This is a genomic window from Natrinema soli, from assembly GCF_028618695.1.
In genome coordinates this window covers 1-21,555 of sequence record NZ_JAQIVI010000007.1, presented here as the reverse complement: position 1 = coordinate 21,555, position 21,555 = coordinate 1, and the positions used below count along the sequence as shown (strand labels likewise).

Below are 21,555 nucleotides of genomic sequence, written 5' to 3'. Positions count from 1 at the left end.
AGCCGATCAAACGACTTATTCAGCGTTGTATAATCCGGGACGTCTCCTTTCTCTAGTTCAAGAACCTCCCGGATTTTGCTCATGTACATCAGCCGGTTCTCGGTTTCACGGAAGCTGTGTTCCTCCTCACATCGAAACCCATGAATGACGACGTGCTTCCAGCGGGCGAGCCCGCATGGGTTCCCAAGGCTTGTTTGGCTAGGCGCTTGAACCACTCAACGAAGTCAAGGAGATCGACTTCTGCCATATCCGCCCTCCTCGGCTTCGTCCTTCCTGATCTGACGGTCTATCCCGACGCCGTCCGTCTATTCAACGCGGCACACCATTCGAATCTGATATCGAACTCAATGGCCGACTATCCCTCTAAGTAATAGTGGGTACATTTCCTCCCCTCGAAGGTAGAAGAGGACGGCCGCGATCTCAAGCCCCATCACCAGTAGCCGCAGCGAGTTCATCAGCGCGTTGTCGAGGAACGTCTCGAGGTCCCGCGTGTCGTTGTTGAGGACCGCCGTCGGGGACGACCAGTCCGACCTAGCGGTGCAATGACTGTCAGACGCTGGTTAGGACTCAATCCATACGAGAAGAACCCGTGGACGTTCTGCGGAAATCCTACTAACCTTCGGACATCCGGTCCCGCGAGAGCATCGATCCGGAACATCTCTTGGCTCCAGTCAGTAACGCGTGAAGAACGACGCCCTCGATATCGACGACCGCAGGAGCTGCCTCAAGACGATTTGAGAGCGGTACGTCACCACCCGCGGTGCTGAGAAGTGTGAAATCAGGTGCTTGTTCGCCTTCTAATCCCGTATCGAGGTGAATTCTTCGATCAAGTATCGATAGAACTGCGCCGAATCAACAGAAGTACGCACACGCTTTTTGGTCTTCGTACTGTGTTGTGGATTATGGCCGATGATTCAACCGAGCAACGGGAATACGAAGTCGTCGTAGTCGGTGGTGGACCCGCAGGTCTGTCCGCCGCGCTTTACAATACGCGATTGGGCCACTCTACAGCGCTCGTCCAGCGTGGTGGCGGGCGTGCAGCAATGATGCGAGAGGTCCACAACGTCGTGGGCGTCACCGAGGATGTAACCGGCAATGAGTTTCTCGAAACTGGCCGTGAGCAACTTGCTGACTACGGATGCGACCTCTACCGGGATGTCGTCTCGGCGGCCAGCGAGACTGAAGACGGTCGGTTCCGCGTCTGCGGGACTAACGCAGATTACGTCGCGGAGTCTCTCGTTCTGGCAACTGGTTTCGACGACATTACGCCGGAACCGCCGTTACCTCGAACGGGCCGCGGGCTGCACTACTGCCTGCACTGTGATGCATACATGTTCGTTGACGAGCCAGTGTACGTGATGGGGTACAACGACAGCGCCGCGTACGTCGCCATGATCATGCTCAACTTCACCGACGACGTCGATCTCGTGACCCGAAACCACGAACCGACGTGGAGCAAGGAGACGGCGACGATGCTTGAGAATCACCCGATAGAGGTGATCAAAGAGGGCGTCACTGGTGTTCGGAATGGCTCAGATGGCTGGCTCGAAGCCCTTGAGTTCGAGGACGGGACAAGGCGCGAGTACCGGGGCGGGTTCGCAATGTACGGCGCTGAATACCATAATGGACTTGCGGCAGAACTGGGTTGTGAGCTAAACGACGACGGAACGGTTGACGTAGACGACCACGGCCAAACGAGTGTCGAGGGCGTTTACGCGGTAGGTGACCTCACGCCCGGACACAACCAGGTTCCAATCGCGCTCGCCGACGGCGCGAGAGCCGGCATCTCGATCCACTGGCGACTGCGGGAGTTCCCGCGGGACGTCGAGGCGATCCACGAGTCGGGTCCCGTCCGCGCCGAGGAAGTGCCCGGAATCCCTGATGCGCTGCTGGAGCGCGCTGTCGCCTTTCACACGTACGAGTGATCCTTCGGTGTTGGGAACACTCGCCATGCGTCCTCGTCAGCGTCACTGGTCGGTTCGACCAGGATGAACAGACGGTTCGGCTTCTCAAGGAAGTCTCAGTAGTCGAAACCCGTGATCGGATTGAAATCGATGCGGTGGGGTTCTTCCGCATGGCGGCATATCGAAGGTGTGCTTCGGAACCGATCGGTAGTGTGGCTATTCGCGGGATCTAACTCCAGTAGAAGTTAGAATCCGAGAACTTGCCAATGTCTGACGATGGCTTTTTAGAAGGGTTCCTGTCATCCGTTTGATGGTACAGGACTTTTCGATCGACGCCGACTGGAACAGCCTCTACATCGACGGCGAGTGGATACCCTCGGAAGGCGATACGGAGATACCTGTCGAGAATCCATCGACGCGCGAGGTGGTCGTACAAGTATCCGCCGCCTATGAAGCCGCAGCAAACGCGCAAAAAGAGTGGCAAAAAGCACCACCGGCTGAGTGCGAGCGAGTCGCCCGAGAGTTTGCACAGAGAATTCAAGAGTACAAAGATGAGATCATCGAACTGCTAGCTTACGAGGCGGGAGGCTCACAAATCATGGGCGAGACCTCCGTGAGGGTTGCGACCGACCAAGCCAGTGAGGCGGCTACCTTCCCTCGTCGAATGAAGGGCGAGCAGGCCGCCTCCAATATTCTCGGCAAGGAAAACTTCGTTGGCCTGGAGCCCGAAAGTGTCGTCACAGTCATTTCTCCATGGAACTTTCCGCTCAACCTTTCGGGACGGGCGATCGCGCCTGCCATCGCCACAGGGAACACGGTTGTCGTCAAGCCGGCCTCGAACACGCCGATCACGGGCGGCCTCCTTATCAGAAGTTGAGACTACGTCACCCAATGCATATGGAATTGGCATCCGTTTCGTCACTTCGTTTCGGTGAGTTTTCACCGAAAGAGCCGATACAGAGAGAGTGTGAACCTGACTCCGTCTCTTCCATCAGCTAATATGGGTGTTGAAAAAGCCATGCTGACCCGATGGAAATTCTGCTATCCCATGAGAGCGTGAAACAAGTATGGGACGCAAGAGACCGAGCTGTATTCCGTGTCTGAGAGCACGTGGTGCTGACTGGTCCGAGTGCGTAGGAAGCCGAGTCCTGGGCGTCACAGCCCGACTGCCGCCAGGAGCGGCAGTCGGGAAAGCCCGTATAGGTGAATCTCTGTTTCACGCACCGGCGTTTCAAGGTGAGTCCAATGTTCATTGGTATCGACATACACAAACGGTACTCACAAATTGCAGTAGTGGACAAAAACGGTGAGATCGTCGAAGAGGTTCACGTCGAAAACGCGAACCTCGACGACTTTGCCAAGCAGTACGCTGGGTCCAAAGCCGCGCTTGAAGCGACCAGCAACTACTACCACATCCATGATACTCTTTCAGAGTATCTGGATGTAACCGTCGCTAACCCCGGCGAATTGAAGTTGATCTCTGACTCGAACAAGAAAACTGACCGCGTCGACGCGAAACAACTCGTTCGAATGGTTCGGTTAGGATCAATTCCAGAAAGCTACGTTCCAACCGACGAGGTTCGGCGAGCCCGCGCACTTGTGCGTGGGCGCCAGAAGCTCGTTGAGAACCGGACCGAGTACGCGAACAAGATCCATGGCTTGTTGAGTGATCACGGGATCACTCAGGAGGTGAAACCACTGAGTGTCAAGGGACGAGAGTTCCTGGCGGAACTCTCGCTCCCGACACCGTGGGATGCGTTGCTAGAGTCGTATCTGGAGGTCATTCAGACACTCACTGAACAGATTGAGTCGTTGGAAGCAGAGATTGAGGAGCGGGCTGGGTCTCTGAAGGAGACCCAGCTCCTGATGACGATTCCGGGTGTGAGTTATTTTACGGCGTTGACTATTTACGCGGAGTTGGGAGAGATCAACCGGTTTGATCGGGTCAGAGAGGTCGTAAGTTACGTTGGACTGAACCCGATAATCCGCGAGTCTGGCGACTCACGGTTTGAGGAGAGTATCTCGAAGCGAGGATCAGGACGAGTCCGGTGGCTGCTCGTTCAAGCGTCGTACTCAGCGGTACATACGTGCGAAGACGAGTACCTCAGCCGGTTCTACAACTGGTTAGCTCAACAGAATAACTCGAAAACAGGGAACTGTCTAGTTCTGCACCTCCTCGATCGGCGTCTTTCCGTCGAGAGCTTGGTGTGGTCTCTGGCGGTTGTAGTAGTGCATGAATTGTTCAAACCATTCGCGTGCCCTCGCCCGACTGCCACCCACGAGTTGTGGAAGCGGTCGATGCGCATTTTGAGGGTGTGAACCACTTTTCGATGAGATTTCGCTCGGTGTAATTGACTCGACCGCTCAATCCTAATCGAGTAAGGGCAGTCCGGTATCCGAATTAGTCCACGAGAAATACGGTCTCGGAGAGGTCGTATTTCTCGTCGAGTCGGTGCAGGAACGCAGCTGCCGGATCAGTGCCATGCCGACCAAATAACGCGACGTCGAGAATCAGCTTTGTCTCGGTGTCTATTGCAGCATACAATCAAGACTACTCGCCGTTGATCTGGACAGCAGTCTCGTCAACCGCGACCCGCTTCGGCTGCGCCTCAGGCGGGTCGCACCCGCTGTCAGCCAGCCGATGCACCCAATTCCAAACCGCTCCATGCGAGCGTTCAACGCCTAATTCCGCCAAAATTGCTGTTGTCTCGCGAAGCAAGCAATCGGTTTCGTGGAGGCGGACGGCGAACGCCCTGATGGGCGTCGCCGTCCGCTCGTTCTCTCAAGACTCTTCTAAATCCGCGTCATAGCACTCGCTGAGCAGGTCTGCGAGCATTCTAGTCCAATTCACTCAACGACCTGCTCTTTCCTCAAACTGGCTCAACTAGACAGTGCCAGAATCGGGAATATGTTCGGAAAGCGGAGGTTGATGAAGAGCAGAAAGAAACACGCCTCCAAGGTCTCAAAGATCAGTTAGCCGCTAGTGATGAGCCTGAAGCCGCTGAATTGCGCGAGGAAATTGATGATCTCGAGACTCGAATTGAGCCACTGAGTTCAGTCCGGCCCAGGAATTCCACGCTGAGTGACTGGGGGTCGCTGGCTCTATTGAACCCCTCCGTTGGAAGATAGCTACCAGACGTTCCGTACGGAGGGATCATATAGCGATCTCGTTGAATGAAGACCCCATCTTTTTACAGCCCTCTGTGAGACGTAATCTCATGGTAGCGACAAATCAAATCCTGTCCGTTTTCATCATCTTTGCCCTCGCCCTCCTCGTGATCCGGATCGGATCGATTGCACTTCGAATGACTGGTCTCTCACCGGACGTGGCCTCATTTCAGGCGGCATCGGCATTTTCGGGAGCGGGGTACACAACCGACGAGGCAGAGTTTACGGTTTCGGAGCCAAGCAGACGAACCATTGTCATCTGGCTCATCCGACTCGGAAGTATCGGGGTTGTGAGTGCACTTGCGTCGCTCCTCCTGTCGTTCGTCAACGCCGAGGGCGAAAACGTTCTTACCCTCATCTACGTTATCGCTGGCATTGTCGGGATTATTCTTCTCGCTCGGAGCCGACTATTGAATCGAGCAGTGACGCCAGTTATCGAATGGGCACTTGACCAGACGACGGATCTTGCCATCCAAGATTACACGAAGGTACTCGGCCTTCAGAGTGGATATCGCGTCGCCGAAGTTGAGATCAACGAAGACGAATGGTTGGCAAATGATACAGCCAGAGAATTGAATCTCTCTGACGAAGGAGTGATCCTGCTCGGGATCGAGCGAAACGATGACTATATCGGTGCCCCCGGTCCCGATACAGAGATTCAACCGGGAGATACCGTTACCCTCTATGGGAAAGAAGATCGATTACAGGAACTCGCAGACCGAGACGAAGGGGACGTTGAAGCGCACAATGAGGCGCGTGACGAACACGCAAACATCCTCTCTGAACAAGAACGAGTCATCGATCAGTAAGCATACCTGCTTATCGTCTAATTCATCATAGAAATGAACATAATCAAGGCGGGGGAGATTTTCTATGATGGCCTCGAGAGTGCGTCAGTGGATTGAGCTGATTTTGTGATTGTTGGCTCTTGGCCCGTCACAGAAGTGGTGGTTTCCGTGACACCTGATTTCCCCGTTCGTAGGAGTTAGCGGAACCCTCGTTATAACACTAATACAACGAGTTCTCAATCAACCGATTCGGCAGCGTATTGATCCTCCCACTCGCGGCGAGCCTTGAGTTCACGCTGCCCACGCTGAGTGAGGGAATAGACGTTCGTCCGACGATCGAGTTGTCCCTTGTCAATCAGCCCTTTCTCGACGACTGTATCCAGGTTTGGATACAGACGACCATGGTGGACCTCTTTTTCGTAATAGTCCTCGAGTTCCTCTTTGATTGCGAGTCCATGTGGTTCATCCAGCCCAGCAACAACATAGAGCAGATCGCGCTGGAAAGCGGTCAGATCGTACATATCGGACTCTTGTCCGTTGAGAGTTTAAATGAGTCGAAGACTATCTCTCGAAGGTCAGTTCCAGGGCACACAGCAGGGGCTGTCATAGAACGGATCGCGTACCGATTGTGTTGACCCCGGTGAGCGTTACATACAGGGCGTGAGTCTAACAGTTCTTGCCAGACACGACTCACTCACTCGGGTTTTGCGCGAACAGAATCTCCGCCCCATGCTGGTGCGGTTCGCTCCCAGAGTCATCGTCAAATACAATCTCGTCGTACTGAATCGTCTTCCAGTCCTCGTAGTGGTCTGCCAGTTCGCCCGGATCATAGAAGTACTCGTTTTCCGTCCAGTCCGGCGGCGTTGGGATTTCGGGGTGGTCAACGAACGCGAAGATAGCGTGGACTCCATTGGCGTTCGTCTGGGATTTGAAATGGTCGAACTGTCGAGTCCGTTTTTCAGGATGAATATACTGAACTGCCCCTGCCGAGTAGACAACATCAACGTTCGTAGGAAGGGTCAGTCCGTTTGCATCTGCCCGAATCGTTTCAATATCGACGGCTCGACGCTCAGCGAGCCGACTTGCCTTCTCTAAACCGTTCTGAGACACATCGACGGCATACACTTTCCACCCATGCTCGGCGAAGAGAACGGAGTCCCTCCCTTCGCCAGCTCCGATGTCGATAGCCGTTGGTTCGTTCGCTATGCTGGACGCGATGTCGACCGTTCGTTCGGCTATTTGGTTCGGCTCTGTTCCCCAGTAATACTCTTCCCTCCCATAGACTTGTTCTCGCTCTTTAAAGTTCATTGCTTGAAGCTTCTTAGCCAAACCGCTTAGTAGTAATAGACTCGCATACCTACTTATCAGATAATTCACTGTCGCTAGTTGTCCACTCTGACTCAATGGACTCACGTCTGATATGTAGATGAGTGGGAAGCGGGTGAATCAGATCACTGATTCATCCGCTGTCCGGACAGTCCCGTATGAACCTTCCAAAACTCAGACGGGTTCTTACAGATCCGGACGAATTCATTTCGAACCGGCAACTCAAGGCTCTTTCTCTGGAGTTGCTTGAGTTGATTCCGATGCCGGGAATCGGGGGCTCGCCCCTCGATTCCGGCGATATTATGGAAGTCGTTCTTCGAGCGGCTGTCGGAACAACTTCCGTTCACGGCGTCACCACCAACACAGAGGAGACGCCCAACAGAGAGCCCGTCATGGATTGGCTCCACACGCTCCAAAAAGAGCCAATGCTGGACGCTGTCAACGATGTTCTCGCTACGCTGGCGATGTCGGTTCTCGACCGCGACCGGTCGAGAACCGTCTGCATCGACTTCATGGACAACCCGTTCCATGGCTATCCAGAGAACGAAGACGAGTTCCGGCGAATGCAAGCCCGTGACGGCACAACAAAGTGCCATAGGTACTGCACGGCGTTTGTGATCGCACAGGGAAAGCCGCTAACACTAGCGGTTGAACCGGTTGATGGCGAGGATAGCAAGGCCGACGCGGTCGAGCGTGTGCTCGCCCGCGTCGAGCTGTATCCGTTCGAGATCGACCGGATTCTCATGGATCGAGCAGCCTACGTCGGAGAGGTGATCGGCGTTCTTCGGGCGGTTGCGCCGCCAGTCTTCCCGGTCAAGACCGGGAAAGACTCGCTCCGGGAGAAACTCTCGGTGAACGCGTCGTACATGACCGAGGAGACGATCTGTAAAGGGAAAGAGCACGAACAGACATATCCGCTGGCGGTCGATGTCACGTACCACAACGGTGACCGAGGAAAGTCAGGGCTGAAGCAAACAGGGTACGCGGCGTACGGTCTGGAAGACCGGACGCCAGCGCAGGTAGCGGCGATCTACGACAAGCGTTCACGGATCGAGAAGAGCTACGAGAAATTTCGCGAGGCACGAGCGGTAACGACAACGCCGTCACCGACAATTCGGCTGTTCTACGTCGGCGTCGGGTTCCTGTTAGAGCAGCTGTGGATCGTGATCCAGTGGGCAGTACTCGCCGCGCCACGACGTGGCGGGCGAGTACTCCCGGTAGAGTTCACGTTTGGTGACGCGTTTCTCCACGGGATCGAGGGAGTGCTCGATGATGAGTTGGGGTGGAAAGAGAAGCATCGGACGAACGGTGTTGGATTGCCGGCTGGATGCGACCACGGTCTCGGCTGAGCCGCCTCGCTTCGAGCGAAGCGAGGCTGGCGAACAGCGACAGCTCTGTTCTGAAGGGGCCTCATCGACGGCCACAGCAGGAACGGGTGTTCGATTCGACATATTCTCAAACCCTCGCGGTATTCTTGTTGCTCTTCAACTCTTTTTCGGCGTCTTTCCGGTATGGAATCGAGCTTCTGCTTCCGCCGCTATCGATAGAGTGGACAACTAGCGAGTGTACGCCCGCGGAGGTCGAGGCGCTCGTTCGTGTCCGTGGCTCCAAGCCGACGCTTGCTGACGGAGGAGCGACGACCATCGGCGAGCAGGTCGATCAAGACGAGACTGCCGAAGAGAGCGGCAGTACGGAGGCTTCCGATTCTACTTCCGATACCGAAGGTTCCACTTCCGATTCTGAATCCAGTCTCCCACTCGGTAAACAGCTCCCGCGTGTCGACCTCGATGCACTCCGTGCGAAAGAGGAGGCAGAAAACCGTGATCCAGGATCGCTTACGTTTGCCCTCGAGACGCCAGTCGACACTGGTGAGGGGGTACTCGCCCGGCCACATCCGGACGAAGTTGAGCCGTACGGACTGCGGTGGACTGGCAGCGGAGACCCGTTGGCCGCAATCAAAAAATTCGATCAGAAAATGGGTGCAGACGATCGGACGAAGGCGAACTCACACGCGCCGTTGACGGTGCTGATCGATCACTTTGCAAGCACGGATCATCCGATCGTCTTCCAGGCCGCGTTCGAAGGTGAGCCCGATCTGACGGCAGCGGGTGAGTACCACATCGACGAAATCGAACATGGACGTGAAACGCTGTGGGATGAAGCCGCCGTGGCCCTTGAAGAGCTTCTGCGCGGTCCAAAGAATAGCGAGTCATCCTCACCGCGATCAGAGTCACTCAGTGAATCTCAATCTGAGCGCATCGCCGAGATCAGAAACGAAGACTGGGGACACACGTTCACGACCAACCTGCGCGCGGTGACCGTCCCCACGAGCCCGTCTCGGAGCGACACGTCCGAGATTGACCACTACTTGCGGAACCTGAGTACCGTGTTCGATCCGCTCGCGGGTGATTACTACAAACTCGAGGGCGAGACCCTCCACGGGAAAGGGGCTCTCGAGCGCAGCAAACGAAAGCGGTCACGACGCTGTTTCAACCGCGTGCTCGAGGGTGAGGTCGTCTCTGGTGGGAAATTGAGCCGGTCCGAACCTGACCTGCATCTGGATCCTGCCGAACTCTGTAATCTGGTGATCGTCCCCAGCACCGAGCATCTCACTGACGAGGCGGTCAAAGAGACGCACGCGAATCCCGAAAGTCGCACAGCGCTCCCCGGGTTGGATGCTGCTCAACGCCGCCAGTACACCACGGGGATGGTCCTCGGTCAGGATGCCAACAGTGCTGTCGAAGGACCACTCCGGTTACCACCAGGCCGACAGACGCGTCACTGGTTGCTTTGTGGCGCCACTGGCTCTGGGAAGAGCCAAGTCACTAACCGCATACTGCGCTCGCTCGCCGAGACGACACCAGGGCCGAACGTCCTGTTCGAGCCGAAAGGCGACAACATGTGTCTGAACTACCTGATGGCCCACTACCAGAAATTCGGCGACCTCGACGACGTGTACTACTTTCGCGAGCCGGGGACGCTTCCTGCAATCTCGTTTTTCGATATCCGACCGGCACTCGAGGCGGGCCACGATCGCGAGACAGCGGTCAAGGAGAAAGCCGACCACTTCCACGCGCTGATGCGGATGATTCTGGGAGCTGAGAAGCACGAACAGGCGTTCGTGGCGAACGAGATTCTGACGTTCCTGATCTACGCATTATTCGATCCCAAACACGGTGACGACGTTTTTGGACTAGACGATTTCGTCGACGCCGCGACGCGAATGCACCGTCACCAGGAACTGCCGGGGATCTCGGACATCAATGCCGACATCCACGACTCGCTCGCCTCGCAGTTCGCTAAAGACGAGCACCAGTTCGACACCACGATGGGTGCGGTATTGAATCGGCTGAATCGACTGAAAGAGGATCGCCACCTCCACTGGATGCTTCGATACAAGCCGGGTCGCAAATCCAACGGGGACGATCTCTACGGCTTCCACCAGCAGGAGACGCACTTCGATTTCAGTGAGTTCCTTGACGAAGACGTCACGATTCTGTTCGACCTGGGTGATCTCACACTAGACGCCCAACGTGGGTTTACGACGGTCCTGTTGAGTAATCTGTGGCACGCAATTCAACGACGGCGGCGGACGAACCCCGAGAACGTCGTCAACGTCATCCTGGAAGAAGCCGCACCGTTCGTTGCGACCGAGCTGGTTGCCGATCAGCTACTCCCTCAGGGCCGATCGTCCGGGTTGAGTCTCGGATTCATCATGCAGTATCCTGAGCAGGTCAAAAGCTGGGACGACGGCAACGGGGCCTATGAAGAACTCCTGACTGAGGTACATACGAAACTCATCGGAGACATCTCGATGACCGACCGGTTTGCGAAGACGTTCACGCACGACGAGTTGTCTGTCGAGGACGTCCGGAACCGGAACAACCGGATGGCTGCCGGGGAGTGGTTCACGAAACTCGTCTCCCCCGGGTTCGGTGAGGATCGACCAGCGCCGCTGACCCTGCATTCGATGCCGATTGTGAGCGGACATCCAGAAAGCGACGAGCCGTTGACGGCAGCTGAACAGCAGCAGTTCGATGAAGAACTCCTACCGGAAGTGATCGAGCGAACTGAGGACGAGTATGGATTGTACGTGCCGACCCACGAGGACGCGATGGAGTGGTCGAATTGGAGCGACACAGATCAGTGGGCTGACGCGCCACCAGTGCCGGACGGAGATGAGCGTGAAGAGACGGACGAAAGAGAGGTAGTCGATCCCGAAGTTGAGACTGAAGACGCCGACGCACAGCAGCCGTTCGATGAGTTCGGCCCCGACGATGGGGACGACGATCGGCCCGATGAACGAGACGATAGCGACCTCACAGCTCAGGCAGACCTCAGCGACAGTAGTGAAGCGGAGACCACCGACAATGATCCAGCTGATGTCGCGAGTGGGGCCGTCTTCTTCGACCCACCCACAGACGAAGAGGAGTGCCCGGTCCCGGACCGTGAACTCCATCGACGGCGACTCTCACGAGACGATGCGATCTTCCTCAAACGGGTGCTTGATGCGATGAATCGTGACCTCCCAGGCTACACGCTGTTGGAGGGAATGGATGAATTACAAGAGGACCTCGATGAGGTTGACGTTGAGGTGTTGATTGAACAAGAGCTGCTCGAGAGAGGGAAAGTAGACCGACGGCCGTACTATACGGTACTGCCCGCTGGACGCGAGGTTCTCGGTGAGACACTAACTGCCGAGGAGGGGATTGGTGATCTCGGTGAAAAGACACCGCACAAAGTCGGGGTCGAACTCCTGGTGCGTTGGCTCGAGATTCTCGAAGAGGTCGATCGAGTAGTGCGGTACTATCAGCAGTCCTCGGAGACGGTGTTCGACGTTGCCGCGTTCGGTGCTGATGACGACCTCGTGTGGGTTGGCGAAGTGGAGATGTCGTCAAATAACGCTGAGGCAGTTGTGAGTGATTACGAGAAGATGGCCGCCGTCGACGCGGATGTCGTGTGGGCGTTCCCGTCACGTGACGACGCTCGAGAGATTGCGAATGTGCTTGCCGACGCTGAACGGCTTCCTGGCTCGGTAAGTGGGCGGGCTGCGCGTTCATTTGCACAGATCCAGGAGCGAGTCGAGTCGTTTGAGGCTGCTGGAATGACAACTGTTCAAACCTTCCGAAAAATGGAAAAAAAGGTGACTGGAGACTCCTCATGAGTTGGCGACAGGCAACTCGCGACGAGGTCTATGCGTACTACACCGAGGAGTTCCCAGAGTACGTCGACCAGCTGCTGCCGTTCATCACACCAACGGCACCGAAAGAGTTCGGAATCAGCTTTCGCGAGCGCCATCCCATCTGCAAAGCGAAGCGTCCCGATCGAGACTTCGTTCGACGGCCGACATGGCGCACCACCTCAGATGGCGAGCCGATTGCACAGAACTTCGGCGACTTCGAAGAACTCGTCTCGTTCATCCAGTCTCCCGCACGGTACGACCCGTTCAAGGGGAGTGAGTACGCCTTGGTCGATCCTGATCTGACCGAGAAGAGCGATCCGGTTTCGGATGGGGTCTACTACGCGCTAGACAACTGGGAGCACCCCTGGGTGATTGCGGTCGATATCGACGCGAAAGACATCGCGAAAGCGCGCGCTGAACGCGAGCTTGAGGAGAACAACCTCAAGATCCAATCAGCAGATGCGAGTCGTGACGACACGTTGTTCGCTGAATCTGAGATTCGTGACGCCGATCCGACGGGGTATCCCTATACCTTCGACGATATCGACCGTGCGATCGAGTACGGCTTCGAAACGCGCGATGTCTTCACGGATGTGTTTGCTGCTGAGGAGACGCTGGTCGTCTACTCTGGCCAAGGTGTCCACATCTATCTGCTCGACGACGATCTTGACCACCGATATGACGAGAAAAGCCGAGAAGTGCTGAACGACTTCTTGCTCGAGCGTTATGAGATCCCGATCGATCCCGTTGTGACTGCTGACCGAAGTCGTCTGCTTCGCGTTCCCTACTCGTTGCATGCAGACGTCTGTCGCGTCGTTCAGCCGATCGAGAGCCCAGCATTCGATCCGCGAACAGAAGCCCGACCACAATTCCTTGAAACCGAGAGTGAACTCACCCATGATTGATCCACGAGAGACCGACCGAGACGCCTACCTCGCTGCAGCGATCCCGACCAACTACACCGATAACGAGATCATCCAGCTATTCGCCCGCGGCTACGACCGCTACGTCGTCGATAATACGCCAGACCGAGAGACGCTGCTTTCGGATATCGAACGGTTCGGGACTGCTGCGTTCAAGAGCACCCAGCGTAACCGCCCGCTCGAGTACCCGTTCGTCGACGAGCCCGCCACGCTCGTTTTGCTGGCTACTCTCAGTACAATCTGCGTGAGCGAACAACCTCGCTTTGAGGACACGCCGCCTCGGCAGAATCAAGTCCTTCACAACATCCGCGAGCTGTTCGCGACCAATCTCCTCGCACTTGTCCATGAGTACGACGACCCGACGCTCTACCAAGAGATGGCTGAGGTCCTCTATGCGAAAGGCCCCAGTCAGGACGGTCCCCACCAGGGTCGCGTTTGTACGGGCGTCAAGCCGATGCCCGAATTTGACGAGGAGGAGACTGCCGATGACGAGTCCGATCTCTACGTGGAAATCCCAATGGCGGCTGCCTCTCGAAAGTGTCTCGCGCGAGCATCCACCGAAGCGACGAGTGCCGACGAAACGGGCGAGATTCGAACGCAGGTCAAGGACAATCATCTCTACGTCCCGCTCGACCACCTCCATGACACCTATCGATCGTACGCCAAGCGGTGTTTTGGTCGGCTACAGGCAGTCCAAGAGGATGAACTCGGTGAGCCACAACGCAAGTGGCTCCGAGAGCACGAGACGGCGATCACCGAGCGGACTGACTACGCCCTCGAGATCGGCCAGTACGAGAAGGTGTGGAAAAACTGGGATCAAGGCGAGCAGATCGTCCGACTGCTCCAAAATGCGGTGCGAGCGTCACCCCAGACTCAGATCGGCGAGTTTCATACTGCGCAGGAGTTGTCCGGCGCGCTCGAGGGATACGAACCAGAAAACGAGAGTGAACGAACCCAGCTCACACAGCTGTCGACCCCTCGAAGTGTAGGAAACTCGCTTGCCGATCACTCATCACATCGGTCGGTGACAGTCTATCGGGGTGACCGCGTCAATACGTATCGGATCGGCCACTCGGGCGGTGGATCGCGGCCACTTGAAATCACGGAGCTCGAAGATCTGTTTGAACTGCCTTGTCTGGCAGCACTCGACGAGCGGCTCCAAGAGGAAAAGCCGGTTCGGAAAGACCTCTTCAACCTCGTCCGGATGGTAATGTGGCTTCCACAGTACCGCGAGAAGCCCATCGACGCGATCACCGATGAACTCAAAGACCTGTTCAGTCGGTGGCCATGGTTCGATCCAGAGATCTCTGCCTACCAAATTAAGTACGAAGCCCGACGGGGCGATCGTGGCATCGGTTCCGAAGGGAACACACCCCTGCCGATGAACTGTAACAATGACGATATGCAACGGTACTGTATCGGCAAAGAGCAGTGCCCCTACTCAATCTATGGCAGCCTTCCATTCCCCGACGAAATGTACGACCAACTCGAGCAGACTGACGACTTTTTCTCACACTCTTAGAACAAACATTTTTGAAGAAAAACTCCATCTACATAGCCATTATTCCACCATCCTATGACAGATTTAAAATCAGGATTCTGTGCCACTTCCTCGATATCTATACTTAATACGATATGTATTGATTCTAACTACATGTAGGGTAGTTACACCCCGTCGCGCACGATCTGAGGGCTGAAACTGCTGAAAACCTTAATTGACGGGTTTTGCGTACGGAACTCCTCTCCAAAATTGACTGTCTAGTTATTGCTTCCATTCAACATAACGCACCGATCATCCCAATATCGGCGGTTTCACCCTCCCGTCGCGCACGTTCTTGATTTAAGCTCCGAAATTCGAACTCGTCGCGCACACAATAACGGCCTTAGATATGCGCGACGGGGTTTTAAAGAGATATAAATCCGTAAAACCGGTCGTGAATGACGATTTTTCGTCCAAAGGAATGGGGAGGTATGCAGAAGCAGAGGTGTGCGCGACGGGATTGAGACGTGGGGAGTACAGAGGGCAGGGGAAGGTGGATGTATCAGAAACTGGAGGCTCGGTCTGGAGGAGTGTGCGGACTCGAGAATGGAGGGATTGGATTGGGTGTAGAACGGGTGGAAGGTAGGGTCAGTAACAAGGGGTGGTCGGAAGGGGAATGAGAGAGGAATGAGAAAGCATTTTTAGAACACGATCAGTGGGGGACTAGAGAGCGGCAGAGAGGTGGGAGAGGAAGGGGTGTGAGACAAGGTAATAGATGTGAGAGAAAGTTGAGAAGAGAGCAGAATGTGAGGGACCAATAGAGAAAGAAGAGGTGGGAGAAGTAGAGTGGATGATGCTCGAGGCGAGAGGGAGAGAAGAGAGTGAGGTCTGGAGAACGAGTGAAGGGCGGAGAACAGAATGGAGTGTGGTGATCGGAGTGGAGAGGACTGAAGATCCATGTCATTGATCGTCATGATACCGGCGTTGATGAGCGGCGTGTTTGGTGGCTCAAGACGCTGTTTTGGTGTAAGACCGCTCGATTCTACAGATTGGTCTGGTGACTCACTCACTGGTGTTCGCCTCACGCTCTTGAGGCGAGGAGAAATAGCTCTATTTTGAGCTGCTTCCGTGACCGGCTATTACCGCTTCTCTTCGTAGCGGATTTTCAACAGAGAGGCGAGAGTAGCACCAGAATTATCTGGTTGACTCATCGAGCAGTGTGATTCCCCGTTCAACTACAGCGTCGGTAATGAACAGGCTCGTTTCTGTTTGGAGTGCTCGCATCAGCTCGGCTGCTTTTGATTTGGTGAGTTCCCCACGAGTGTATGCGAGAACAATGACACCGATTGAGCCATGCACCTCGACATTGGCATCCTCGGCAGCGTCTCTGGCTGCAAGGTCGTCAGTCAAAAGGACAGCTGAGCGCTCAGATGCGACCGCAAGAGCAGCAGTCTCTCCAGGGTCTAAATCAACGGTGAGTTCGGTTTCCTCTGCCTCGACGAGTTCGTACTCGATATGATTGAGCGCAGATGGAACTGTCCCTGCCTCAAGTTCTTCGTTTACTGTCTGTGGAATGAGCAACCCATCGACTACCGAGAGCAACTGAAGCGCGTCAATTTCGTCGAGATGGATTAGTGGGCCTGTATCAGCGACCGCAAGGATCACGCACTCATACCCCACCGAACATCGTCTTCGACTGCCTGCAGTTCGCGTTCTGCACGCTTGACGCGGTCACGTCCAACGAGTTCGATCGCTGTTTCTCGATCGATTTCGTCGTTCATGTACCGCGAAAGGACGAGGTCTATCCAGAGGTCTTCGACACCGCGTTCCAGCGCCCGTTCGAGGATCTCCGATTCGGGGATGCCTCGCGCTTCCGCGATTTCTTGCACCCGTTCGGTGAGATCCGTGGCCATGTCTCCATAATTGGTCTGCGATGACTTAAACGTCTGTGGATACCCATTGGCAGCCTCTGTCAATTTGAGCGGTAGTTCGCGTCAGTGTCGATGTCGTCGTACATACGGTCGAGCATGTCGAGTGCTGACTGGAAATGCGCATAATGCTCATCTGCGAACGCTACGGTTTCTTGGAGCGGGAGAACTGGCCGTCCGTTGACCATTTCGGGATCGATCTGTGACCGCGACTCGAGGATGACCTGGATGACGCAATCGAGGTCTTCAGCGGGCTGGCGTTCCTCGGCAGTCAGGATTCCGAACCGGTCGAAGAACTCCGACCAGGCGTTGAGGTCGGATTCGTGGACGGCGATGAACAGCGGATGTGTGAGGGACCAATAGAGAAAGAAGAGGGGTGGGAGAAGTAGAGAGAGGATGATGCTCGAGGCGAGAGGGGGAGAAGAGAGCGAGGTCTGGAGAACGAGTGAAGGGCGGAGAACAGGGTCGAGTGTGGTGTCGGAGAGGGGAGTGGGCAGAGGACTGGAGATGAGGCTGAGGAGAGGTGAGAGTGGGAGGAACGTACAAGCTAGGAGCCAGGCCGTGACGGGGAGTCTGGGAGGAGCTCGAGGAAAGAGTGGACCTGGAGGGGAGGTGGTACAGTGTGGGTTGCTCTCCTCGAGGGGAGGGATGGTGGCCGTGGGCGAGGACGTCGACGGTGAAGTGGGACTCGAGGGCGGTGGTGAGTGAAGAGCAGCTAGGAGGACGTCAGGCTAGGTGATCGCGACGGCAGTGTTGTTCGCCCACCTGAGAGGGGTGAGCGGGATATGAGCTGGACAGATCAGCATCAGACGGAAGACGCAGAGGACGATGATCAGATCCTGAGCGAGGAATTCGACGACTGGGTTCAAGAAGGAGCAGTGCTAGGCGAGGAAGATGCAGAAGACGACGGCCAGGCTGATACCACAGCAGCGGACGAAGCCGAGAGTTCAGCCGAGGATGGTGAGGAGAGCAGTGAGGGTGAGCAGGCCAAGGTTGCATCGATGAGTTCGAGTACTGTCTCGAGGCAGGGATCGGACGAGCCGCTGATGATGAACCAGTGCCCGCGGTGTGACGGTCGCGAGTTCGTCTCGAAGAAGCTCGTGTACGAGGAGTTCCACTACGGCGAAGGGGGTGAACTCGATGGGCACCAGAACAACGTCCGAGCCGAGTTCGAGTACACGTGTCTCAAGTGTCAGGAACGGTTCCACGAATTGCCAAGGGGTGCGCGATCGTACTATACGGAAGTGGCGGTGCTGCGGCAGGATCTGCGGCAAGCAATCCGGGTACAGCTGCGAGCGTGGGCCAGTTCGATGAGATCCTGGATGCGGAAACCGTACAGAAGGTAGGGAGTCAGTGCGGTTTGAGATAGTGGAAGGATGAGAGTAGTGGAGTGAGGTGGGTATGGAGCAGCGAGCAGAGGAGGACCGCACCGCACAGCACCGCCCTCCCACGACCACCCACCCTCCTCCAGGTTCCGGGCTGCTCGCTCGCTCTCTTCGAGCTCGCTGTGCTGCCGGGCTTTCCCCCAGTGCAGGGTGTCATAGGTTCTTCTCAAAGATTGCTTTCAACCCATACTCGAGTGAATCAGCTGGTATGTAGGTGGGAGAATCTAACGCGGCTACTTATACCAGCCACTGATCATGTTGCTAGGATCGAAGTAATACATAGTGCCTATCGGTCAAGGAATGAGTTCAATACCACGTACAGTACGTGCATCTCTTAGCTTTGATTGGTGAGAGTAGAATTCTCAGCCTTATCTAATAATGAGACAATTGACAGCTCGATCCTGTTTTGATCAACTCACATGAGATCTAGAAATACTAAACACATGACTGGAGCGAGATTTGCAGCCATGATGGCAAGATCACCTTTCCGAATGATAAGTCCTCGGTAAGTGTATAACAGGTCTTTGCGTGCGTATTCTGTCGGCGTTTTTAACTCAAAGTATCTGCGCATCCAGACACGAAGACCGACGATGAAGCATATTGAAATGACAGCTGCAGAGACGATCAATTCGCTTGTGCCCTCTGCTGTGTAGAGTTTGGTGATAAAGATGACGAACGCTGCAATAGTAGCGATATCGAAGTATCTCATAGATTGCTCGTAATGGTAGCTAAATAACGCCGTATACCGAATATTCTCGGCGCTAGCAGGGGAATCTCCGATTACGCCATATTCTGGTTGCTTCTGAAATTCTCCCTCAAATTTTCCTTCACCTCCTGCTGTAGCAATCTCAACAACAATGGTAGATAAGAATGGAGTAATTTCAAGAATTAGCCCTGCGCTCGGAAAACTCATTTAAACTGGATTTTGGAATGCAGCGTTGGTCCTTCCCTACTGTCCTCAGCTGCTTGTTCCGTGTCGATGGTCATTGACAACTGAATGATCTCGCTCATCGATATGCCCGCTGATTCCCTCTTAACCGGAACCCGGAATTCATACTCGTTTACATTACTTCCCATTGAAGGAGGAAGATGCACTTCTTTGACGTACTCATATGCTCCTTTGCTTTCCTTTTCTTCGGGCATCAGAGTTATGCTCTCGTTCAAGCTCCGGATACGTACCTCGACAGTAGACATATGACTCCGCCAATTTATGACCCCGGTTCGTTGAGTGCCGGTCTCGCCTTTTGAAAGACAGCACGCTTCCGCCGTACCGTCCATGCAGGTTCTCACTTCAATCATTCCGTATTCGTCTTTATCAGACACATAGCAAGCCTTATCCTCAAGCTGCTGAATTTCCATCATTTTGGTATATTTAGCTTATTGCGAGCTTTGCAGTTTGGCGGAACGATTCGCTGACCAGATCATCGGTAGTGACTGCTCGGCTTTTAGGAGCTATGTCAGGATCTAGTGCGGTTTCAGTGGCGTACTGAACTAAGGCTGCTCGGAAACTTTTATAATTAGCCCGGCTTTCGGTCATATAGATTGTAATCTCATCATCACTGTCTCCCCTTCCGGCTTCCCAAGTGACTGTGTATTGATCATCCTCCGCTTCAGTTCTAAAGAACAGACATGTGTCGGAATCGACCTTATCCAGTAGTTCGTTACACTCTCCACGGATCCATCTATCAGAGTCACGAGTTCGCATTTCACTCGGCGCATCTTTTGGGACTGCTGTATCGTTCTGTACGATTTGTGTGAATAAGTCAAACGATGGTGATGGCGATCGCCAGTATATCGATACTGAATCACCGCTAATCCTCTCAAGAGTCGCTCGAAATTCAGATCCAATTTCTAGTGACTGTCTAGTAAACTCTTTATCGATTCCCGCTACTTCGCCTTCTTCTTCACTTAACTTCTTGATCTGATTGAACGGACCCACTTGAGATGGGTCTTGTTCCGTAAATTGCGAAGTGGTTGACTCATCGAAGATACGTTCGATATCAAGCGTGGACTCGTCAGTATATTCGGGGTAATTCCCATAGACGTATTTGATTAGGTCTGAAAGTTGTTTCCCACCGTGCGCTGAGGTGATTTTATTGGCCTCTTGAAATACTTTGTCGGGGCCTTTCTCTAGAAGAAGTTTTGCAAATCGGATTCCGTCTGGGGTAAGCGAGTAATCAATTCTGTAATTCCCCACCCTATTCCGCGTTCGGCTCTTACAGATATAGCCATTATTTATACAGCTTTCAATATCACGCTCTAACTGATATGAATATGGACCAAATTTGTAAGGAACAAACTGATATCGCTCTGGGAGACTTGACTCCTGCTGACCAAGGAAGATCAACTTTTGGAATCTTATCGAACCGCTGATCCCCTGTGTGTCCGACGTGTAGAGGTACACGATTGGCAGGGGTGGCGTCATAATCTCTATCGACGTTCGACTCGGACTATACTAAAACATTACTAATCAGATTCCTAAAAATAAAAAGGGGTGGGATATACCTGGTTGCTGAACAGCTGTCTCTCCGTAAGCAGGTTGAAATAAACGTCCGAAGTCTGCTGAATACACTCTCTCATAGCAGCGTTTCCATCGAGTCAACACGCAGCTCTTGACAGCTATCAGTGAGATCGATTGCTGCTCCGTTACCTGCTTGGCTTGTACGTAACACTCTTGGTCCGGTGGTCTTGCTTTCCCGAGGGCAGACCGAGTCTTGTGCAGCTGGAACGGCCGGTACCCCTGGGTGACGATCGAGACAGCAGTCCGAGTATTGGACAACTGAGATCGGCCTGACGGGGATGCGACGTGGACGATTGGTGGGTTCGGTATCGGTAGTCCATGGAACACTTGAGAGGACAGAACACACCAGGCGAGGAAGAGGCAGGAAGGTGTACGCTGGTACGTTCGAGGAGAGACGAAGATGATGTTGCGTGAGTGCAGACAGGCGTGTGAGTGTCTCGGGCTACGTAGGGCAGAGCGGGTCGACATGGAGGTGACGCTCGAGGAGAGGAGAGTAGAATGAGGGGCAGGGTGAGGGCAAGATCGTGGCGGAGGAGTGGAGAGATGGTTGTGAGGGAGACGACATCGTTGAGGAGATGACTCGAGAGGAGTACACTACCACCGAAAGCCCTCGGCCGCTCGGCATCCCGCGCCTCGCTGCGCGCCTCACTCCCTCGCAGGGCTCGGTCGTTGCGGTGCTTGCGTCGGCGGGGGACGACCGAGACGGCCTCGCCCTTTCGAAGCCCACAAGGCTGAGCTGAAGGTGGGGATGTTGTAGCTGTCCCTCGGCTGGTGTGTGGTTACGGCACGCCCCGCTCGCCTTCCCTCCCTCCGCGTCGCTCGCGACCGACCATTCCGGGCTGCTCGCTCCCGGTGGTCACTGTGCTGCCGGGCTTTGGTTTCGACGCCAGCGCTTCACCCGTCCGGGTCCTGCGGACCTCGGCAAAGCCGACCGCGACGGACATCGTTGC

General features: G+C 54.9%; 15 protein-coding genes and 7 pseudogenes. 11 read left to right on the top strand and 11 right to left on the bottom strand.

Going from position 1 to position 21,555, the window contains the following annotated elements; genetic code table 11:
- Together PGX04_RS00640 and PGX04_RS00635 are read right to left on the bottom strand one after the other, a co-directional pair.
- Window positions 1–247 (bottom strand): annotated as a pseudogene (locus PGX04_RS00640) (IS5/IS1182 family transposase); the annotation flags it as partial.
- A 148-nt stretch (window positions 248–395) separates the two neighbouring features.
- Window positions 396–509: pseudogene (locus tag PGX04_RS00635) on the bottom strand (ABC transporter transmembrane domain-containing protein); the annotation flags it as partial.
- Between the two features lie 393 nt (window positions 510–902).
- Here PGX04_RS00635 and PGX04_RS00630 point away from each other — a divergent pair.
- The 3 genes and pseudogenes from PGX04_RS00630 to PGX04_RS00620 all read left to right on the top strand — a co-directional run.
- Entirely contained in the window at window positions 903–1,925 is a 1,023-nt protein-coding gene (locus tag PGX04_RS00630; RefSeq protein ID WP_273736756.1) for an NAD(P)/FAD-dependent oxidoreductase, read from the top strand.
- 289 nt (window positions 1,926–2,214) lie between these two features.
- Window positions 2,215–2,769, top strand: a pseudogene (locus PGX04_RS00625) (aldehyde dehydrogenase family protein); the annotation flags it as partial.
- 380 nt (window positions 2,770–3,149) lie between these two features.
- A pseudogene (locus PGX04_RS00620) lies at window positions 3,150–4,052 on the top strand (IS110 family RNA-guided transposase); the annotation flags it as partial.
- Window positions 4,053–4,064: 12 nt separating this feature from the next.
- On the opposite strand, the pseudogene PGX04_RS00615 reads toward PGX04_RS00620, so the two are convergent.
- Window positions 4,065–4,740, bottom strand: a pseudogene (locus tag PGX04_RS00615) (IS6 family transposase).
- Between the two features lie 59 nt (window positions 4,741–4,799).
- Between PGX04_RS00615 and PGX04_RS34050 the strand changes: the two are divergent.
- Window positions 4,800–5,033, top strand: a pseudogene (locus PGX04_RS34050) (DUF7983 family protein); the annotation flags it as partial.
- Between the two features lie 41 nt (window positions 5,034–5,074).
- Entirely contained in the window at window positions 5,075–5,881 is an 807-nt protein-coding gene (locus PGX04_RS00610) for a TrkA C-terminal domain-containing protein (protein WP_273736755.1), read from the top strand.
- 215 nt (window positions 5,882–6,096) lie between these two features.
- Here the strand turns inward: PGX04_RS00610 and PGX04_RS00605 are convergent, their stop codons facing one another.
- Together PGX04_RS00605 and PGX04_RS00600 are read right to left on the bottom strand one after the other, a co-directional pair.
- Window positions 6,097–6,381: a helix-turn-helix transcriptional regulator gene (locus PGX04_RS00605; RefSeq protein WP_273736754.1), complete on the bottom strand. Its 285-nt coding sequence runs from the start codon at window positions 6,379–6,381 to the stop codon at window positions 6,097–6,099.
- A 169-nt stretch (window positions 6,382–6,550) separates the two neighbouring features.
- Window positions 6,551–7,168, bottom strand: coding sequence for a methyltransferase domain-containing protein (locus tag PGX04_RS00600; RefSeq protein ID WP_273736753.1), 618 nt, complete (start codon window positions 7,166–7,168; stop codon window positions 6,551–6,553).
- 176 nt (window positions 7,169–7,344) lie between these two features.
- Here PGX04_RS00600 and PGX04_RS00595 point away from each other — a divergent pair, with 176 nt between their 5' ends.
- From PGX04_RS00595 to PGX04_RS00580, 4 genes are all read left to right on the top strand, one after another.
- Window positions 7,345–8,535: an ISH3 family transposase gene (locus PGX04_RS00595; RefSeq protein ID WP_273736752.1), complete on the top strand. Its 1,191-nt coding sequence runs from the start codon at window positions 7,345–7,347 to the stop codon at window positions 8,533–8,535.
- A 626-nt stretch (window positions 8,536–9,161) separates the two neighbouring features.
- Window positions 9,162–12,350 (top strand): ATP-binding protein, encoded by a 3,189-nt coding sequence (locus PGX04_RS00590; RefSeq protein WP_273736751.1) that lies wholly within the window; start codon window positions 9,162–9,164, stop codon window positions 12,348–12,350.
- Entirely contained in the window at window positions 12,347–13,273 is a 927-nt protein-coding gene (locus PGX04_RS00585) for a bifunctional DNA primase/polymerase (protein WP_273736750.1), read from the top strand. Before PGX04_RS00590 ends, PGX04_RS00585 begins: the two co-directional genes overlap by 4 nt.
- Complete coding sequence (locus tag PGX04_RS00580; RefSeq protein ID WP_273736749.1) at window positions 13,266–14,813, top strand: primase-associated protein; 1,548 nt, start codon at window positions 13,266–13,268, stop codon at window positions 14,811–14,813. The genes PGX04_RS00585 and PGX04_RS00580 overlap by 8 nt, the downstream gene beginning before the upstream one ends.
- Window positions 14,814–15,965: 1,152 nt before the next feature.
- On the opposite strand, the gene PGX04_RS00575 is transcribed toward PGX04_RS00580, so the two are convergent.
- From PGX04_RS00575 to PGX04_RS34260, 3 genes and pseudogenes are all read right to left on the bottom strand, one after another.
- The gene (locus PGX04_RS00575) at window positions 15,966–16,436 is read right to left on the bottom strand and encodes a PIN domain-containing protein (RefSeq protein WP_273736748.1); all 471 of its coding nucleotides are present in this window, start codon (window positions 16,434–16,436) and stop codon (window positions 15,966–15,968) included.
- A complete protein-coding gene (locus PGX04_RS00570; protein ID WP_273736747.1) occupies window positions 16,433–16,684 on the bottom strand; it encodes a ribbon-helix-helix protein, CopG family in 252 nt (83 codons plus the stop codon). The genes PGX04_RS00575 and PGX04_RS00570 overlap by 4 nt, the downstream gene beginning before the upstream one ends.
- A 59-nt stretch (window positions 16,685–16,743) precedes the next feature.
- Window positions 16,744–17,046, bottom strand: a pseudogene (locus PGX04_RS34260) (RNA polymerase subunit sigma-70); the annotation flags it as partial.
- 438 nt (window positions 17,047–17,484) lie between these two features.
- Between PGX04_RS34260 and PGX04_RS00565 the strand changes: the two are divergent.
- Window positions 17,485–18,045 carry a hypothetical protein gene (locus PGX04_RS00565; RefSeq protein WP_273736746.1) on the top strand — a complete coding sequence of 187 codons (561 nt, stop codon included), beginning with the start codon at window positions 17,485–17,487 and terminating at the stop codon, window positions 18,043–18,045.
- A 454-nt stretch (window positions 18,046–18,499) separates the two neighbouring features.
- On the opposite strand, the gene PGX04_RS00560 is transcribed toward PGX04_RS00565, so the two are convergent.
- The 3 genes from PGX04_RS00560 to PGX04_RS00550 are packed head-to-tail and all read right to left on the bottom strand — an operon-like array spanning window position 18,500 to window position 20,488.
- A complete protein-coding gene (locus tag PGX04_RS00560) occupies window positions 18,500–18,997 on the bottom strand; it encodes a hypothetical protein (protein WP_273736745.1) in 498 nt (165 codons plus the stop codon).
- A complete protein-coding gene (locus tag PGX04_RS00555) occupies window positions 18,994–19,446 on the bottom strand; it encodes a hypothetical protein (RefSeq protein WP_273736744.1) in 453 nt (150 codons plus the stop codon). Before PGX04_RS00555 ends, PGX04_RS00560 begins: the two co-directional genes overlap by 4 nt.
- Window positions 19,447–19,456: 10 nt before the next feature.
- Window positions 19,457–20,488 carry a hypothetical protein gene (locus tag PGX04_RS00550; protein ID WP_273736743.1) on the bottom strand — a complete coding sequence of 344 codons (1,032 nt, stop codon included), beginning with the start codon at window positions 20,486–20,488 and terminating at the stop codon, window positions 19,457–19,459.
- Window positions 20,489–21,129: 641 nt separating this feature from the next.
- Here PGX04_RS00550 and PGX04_RS00545 point away from each other — a divergent pair.
- Complete coding sequence (locus tag PGX04_RS00545; protein ID WP_273736741.1) at window positions 21,130–21,345, top strand: hypothetical protein; 216 nt, start codon at window positions 21,130–21,132, stop codon at window positions 21,343–21,345.
- The last annotated feature ends 210 nt before the right edge of the window (window positions 21,346–21,555 follow it).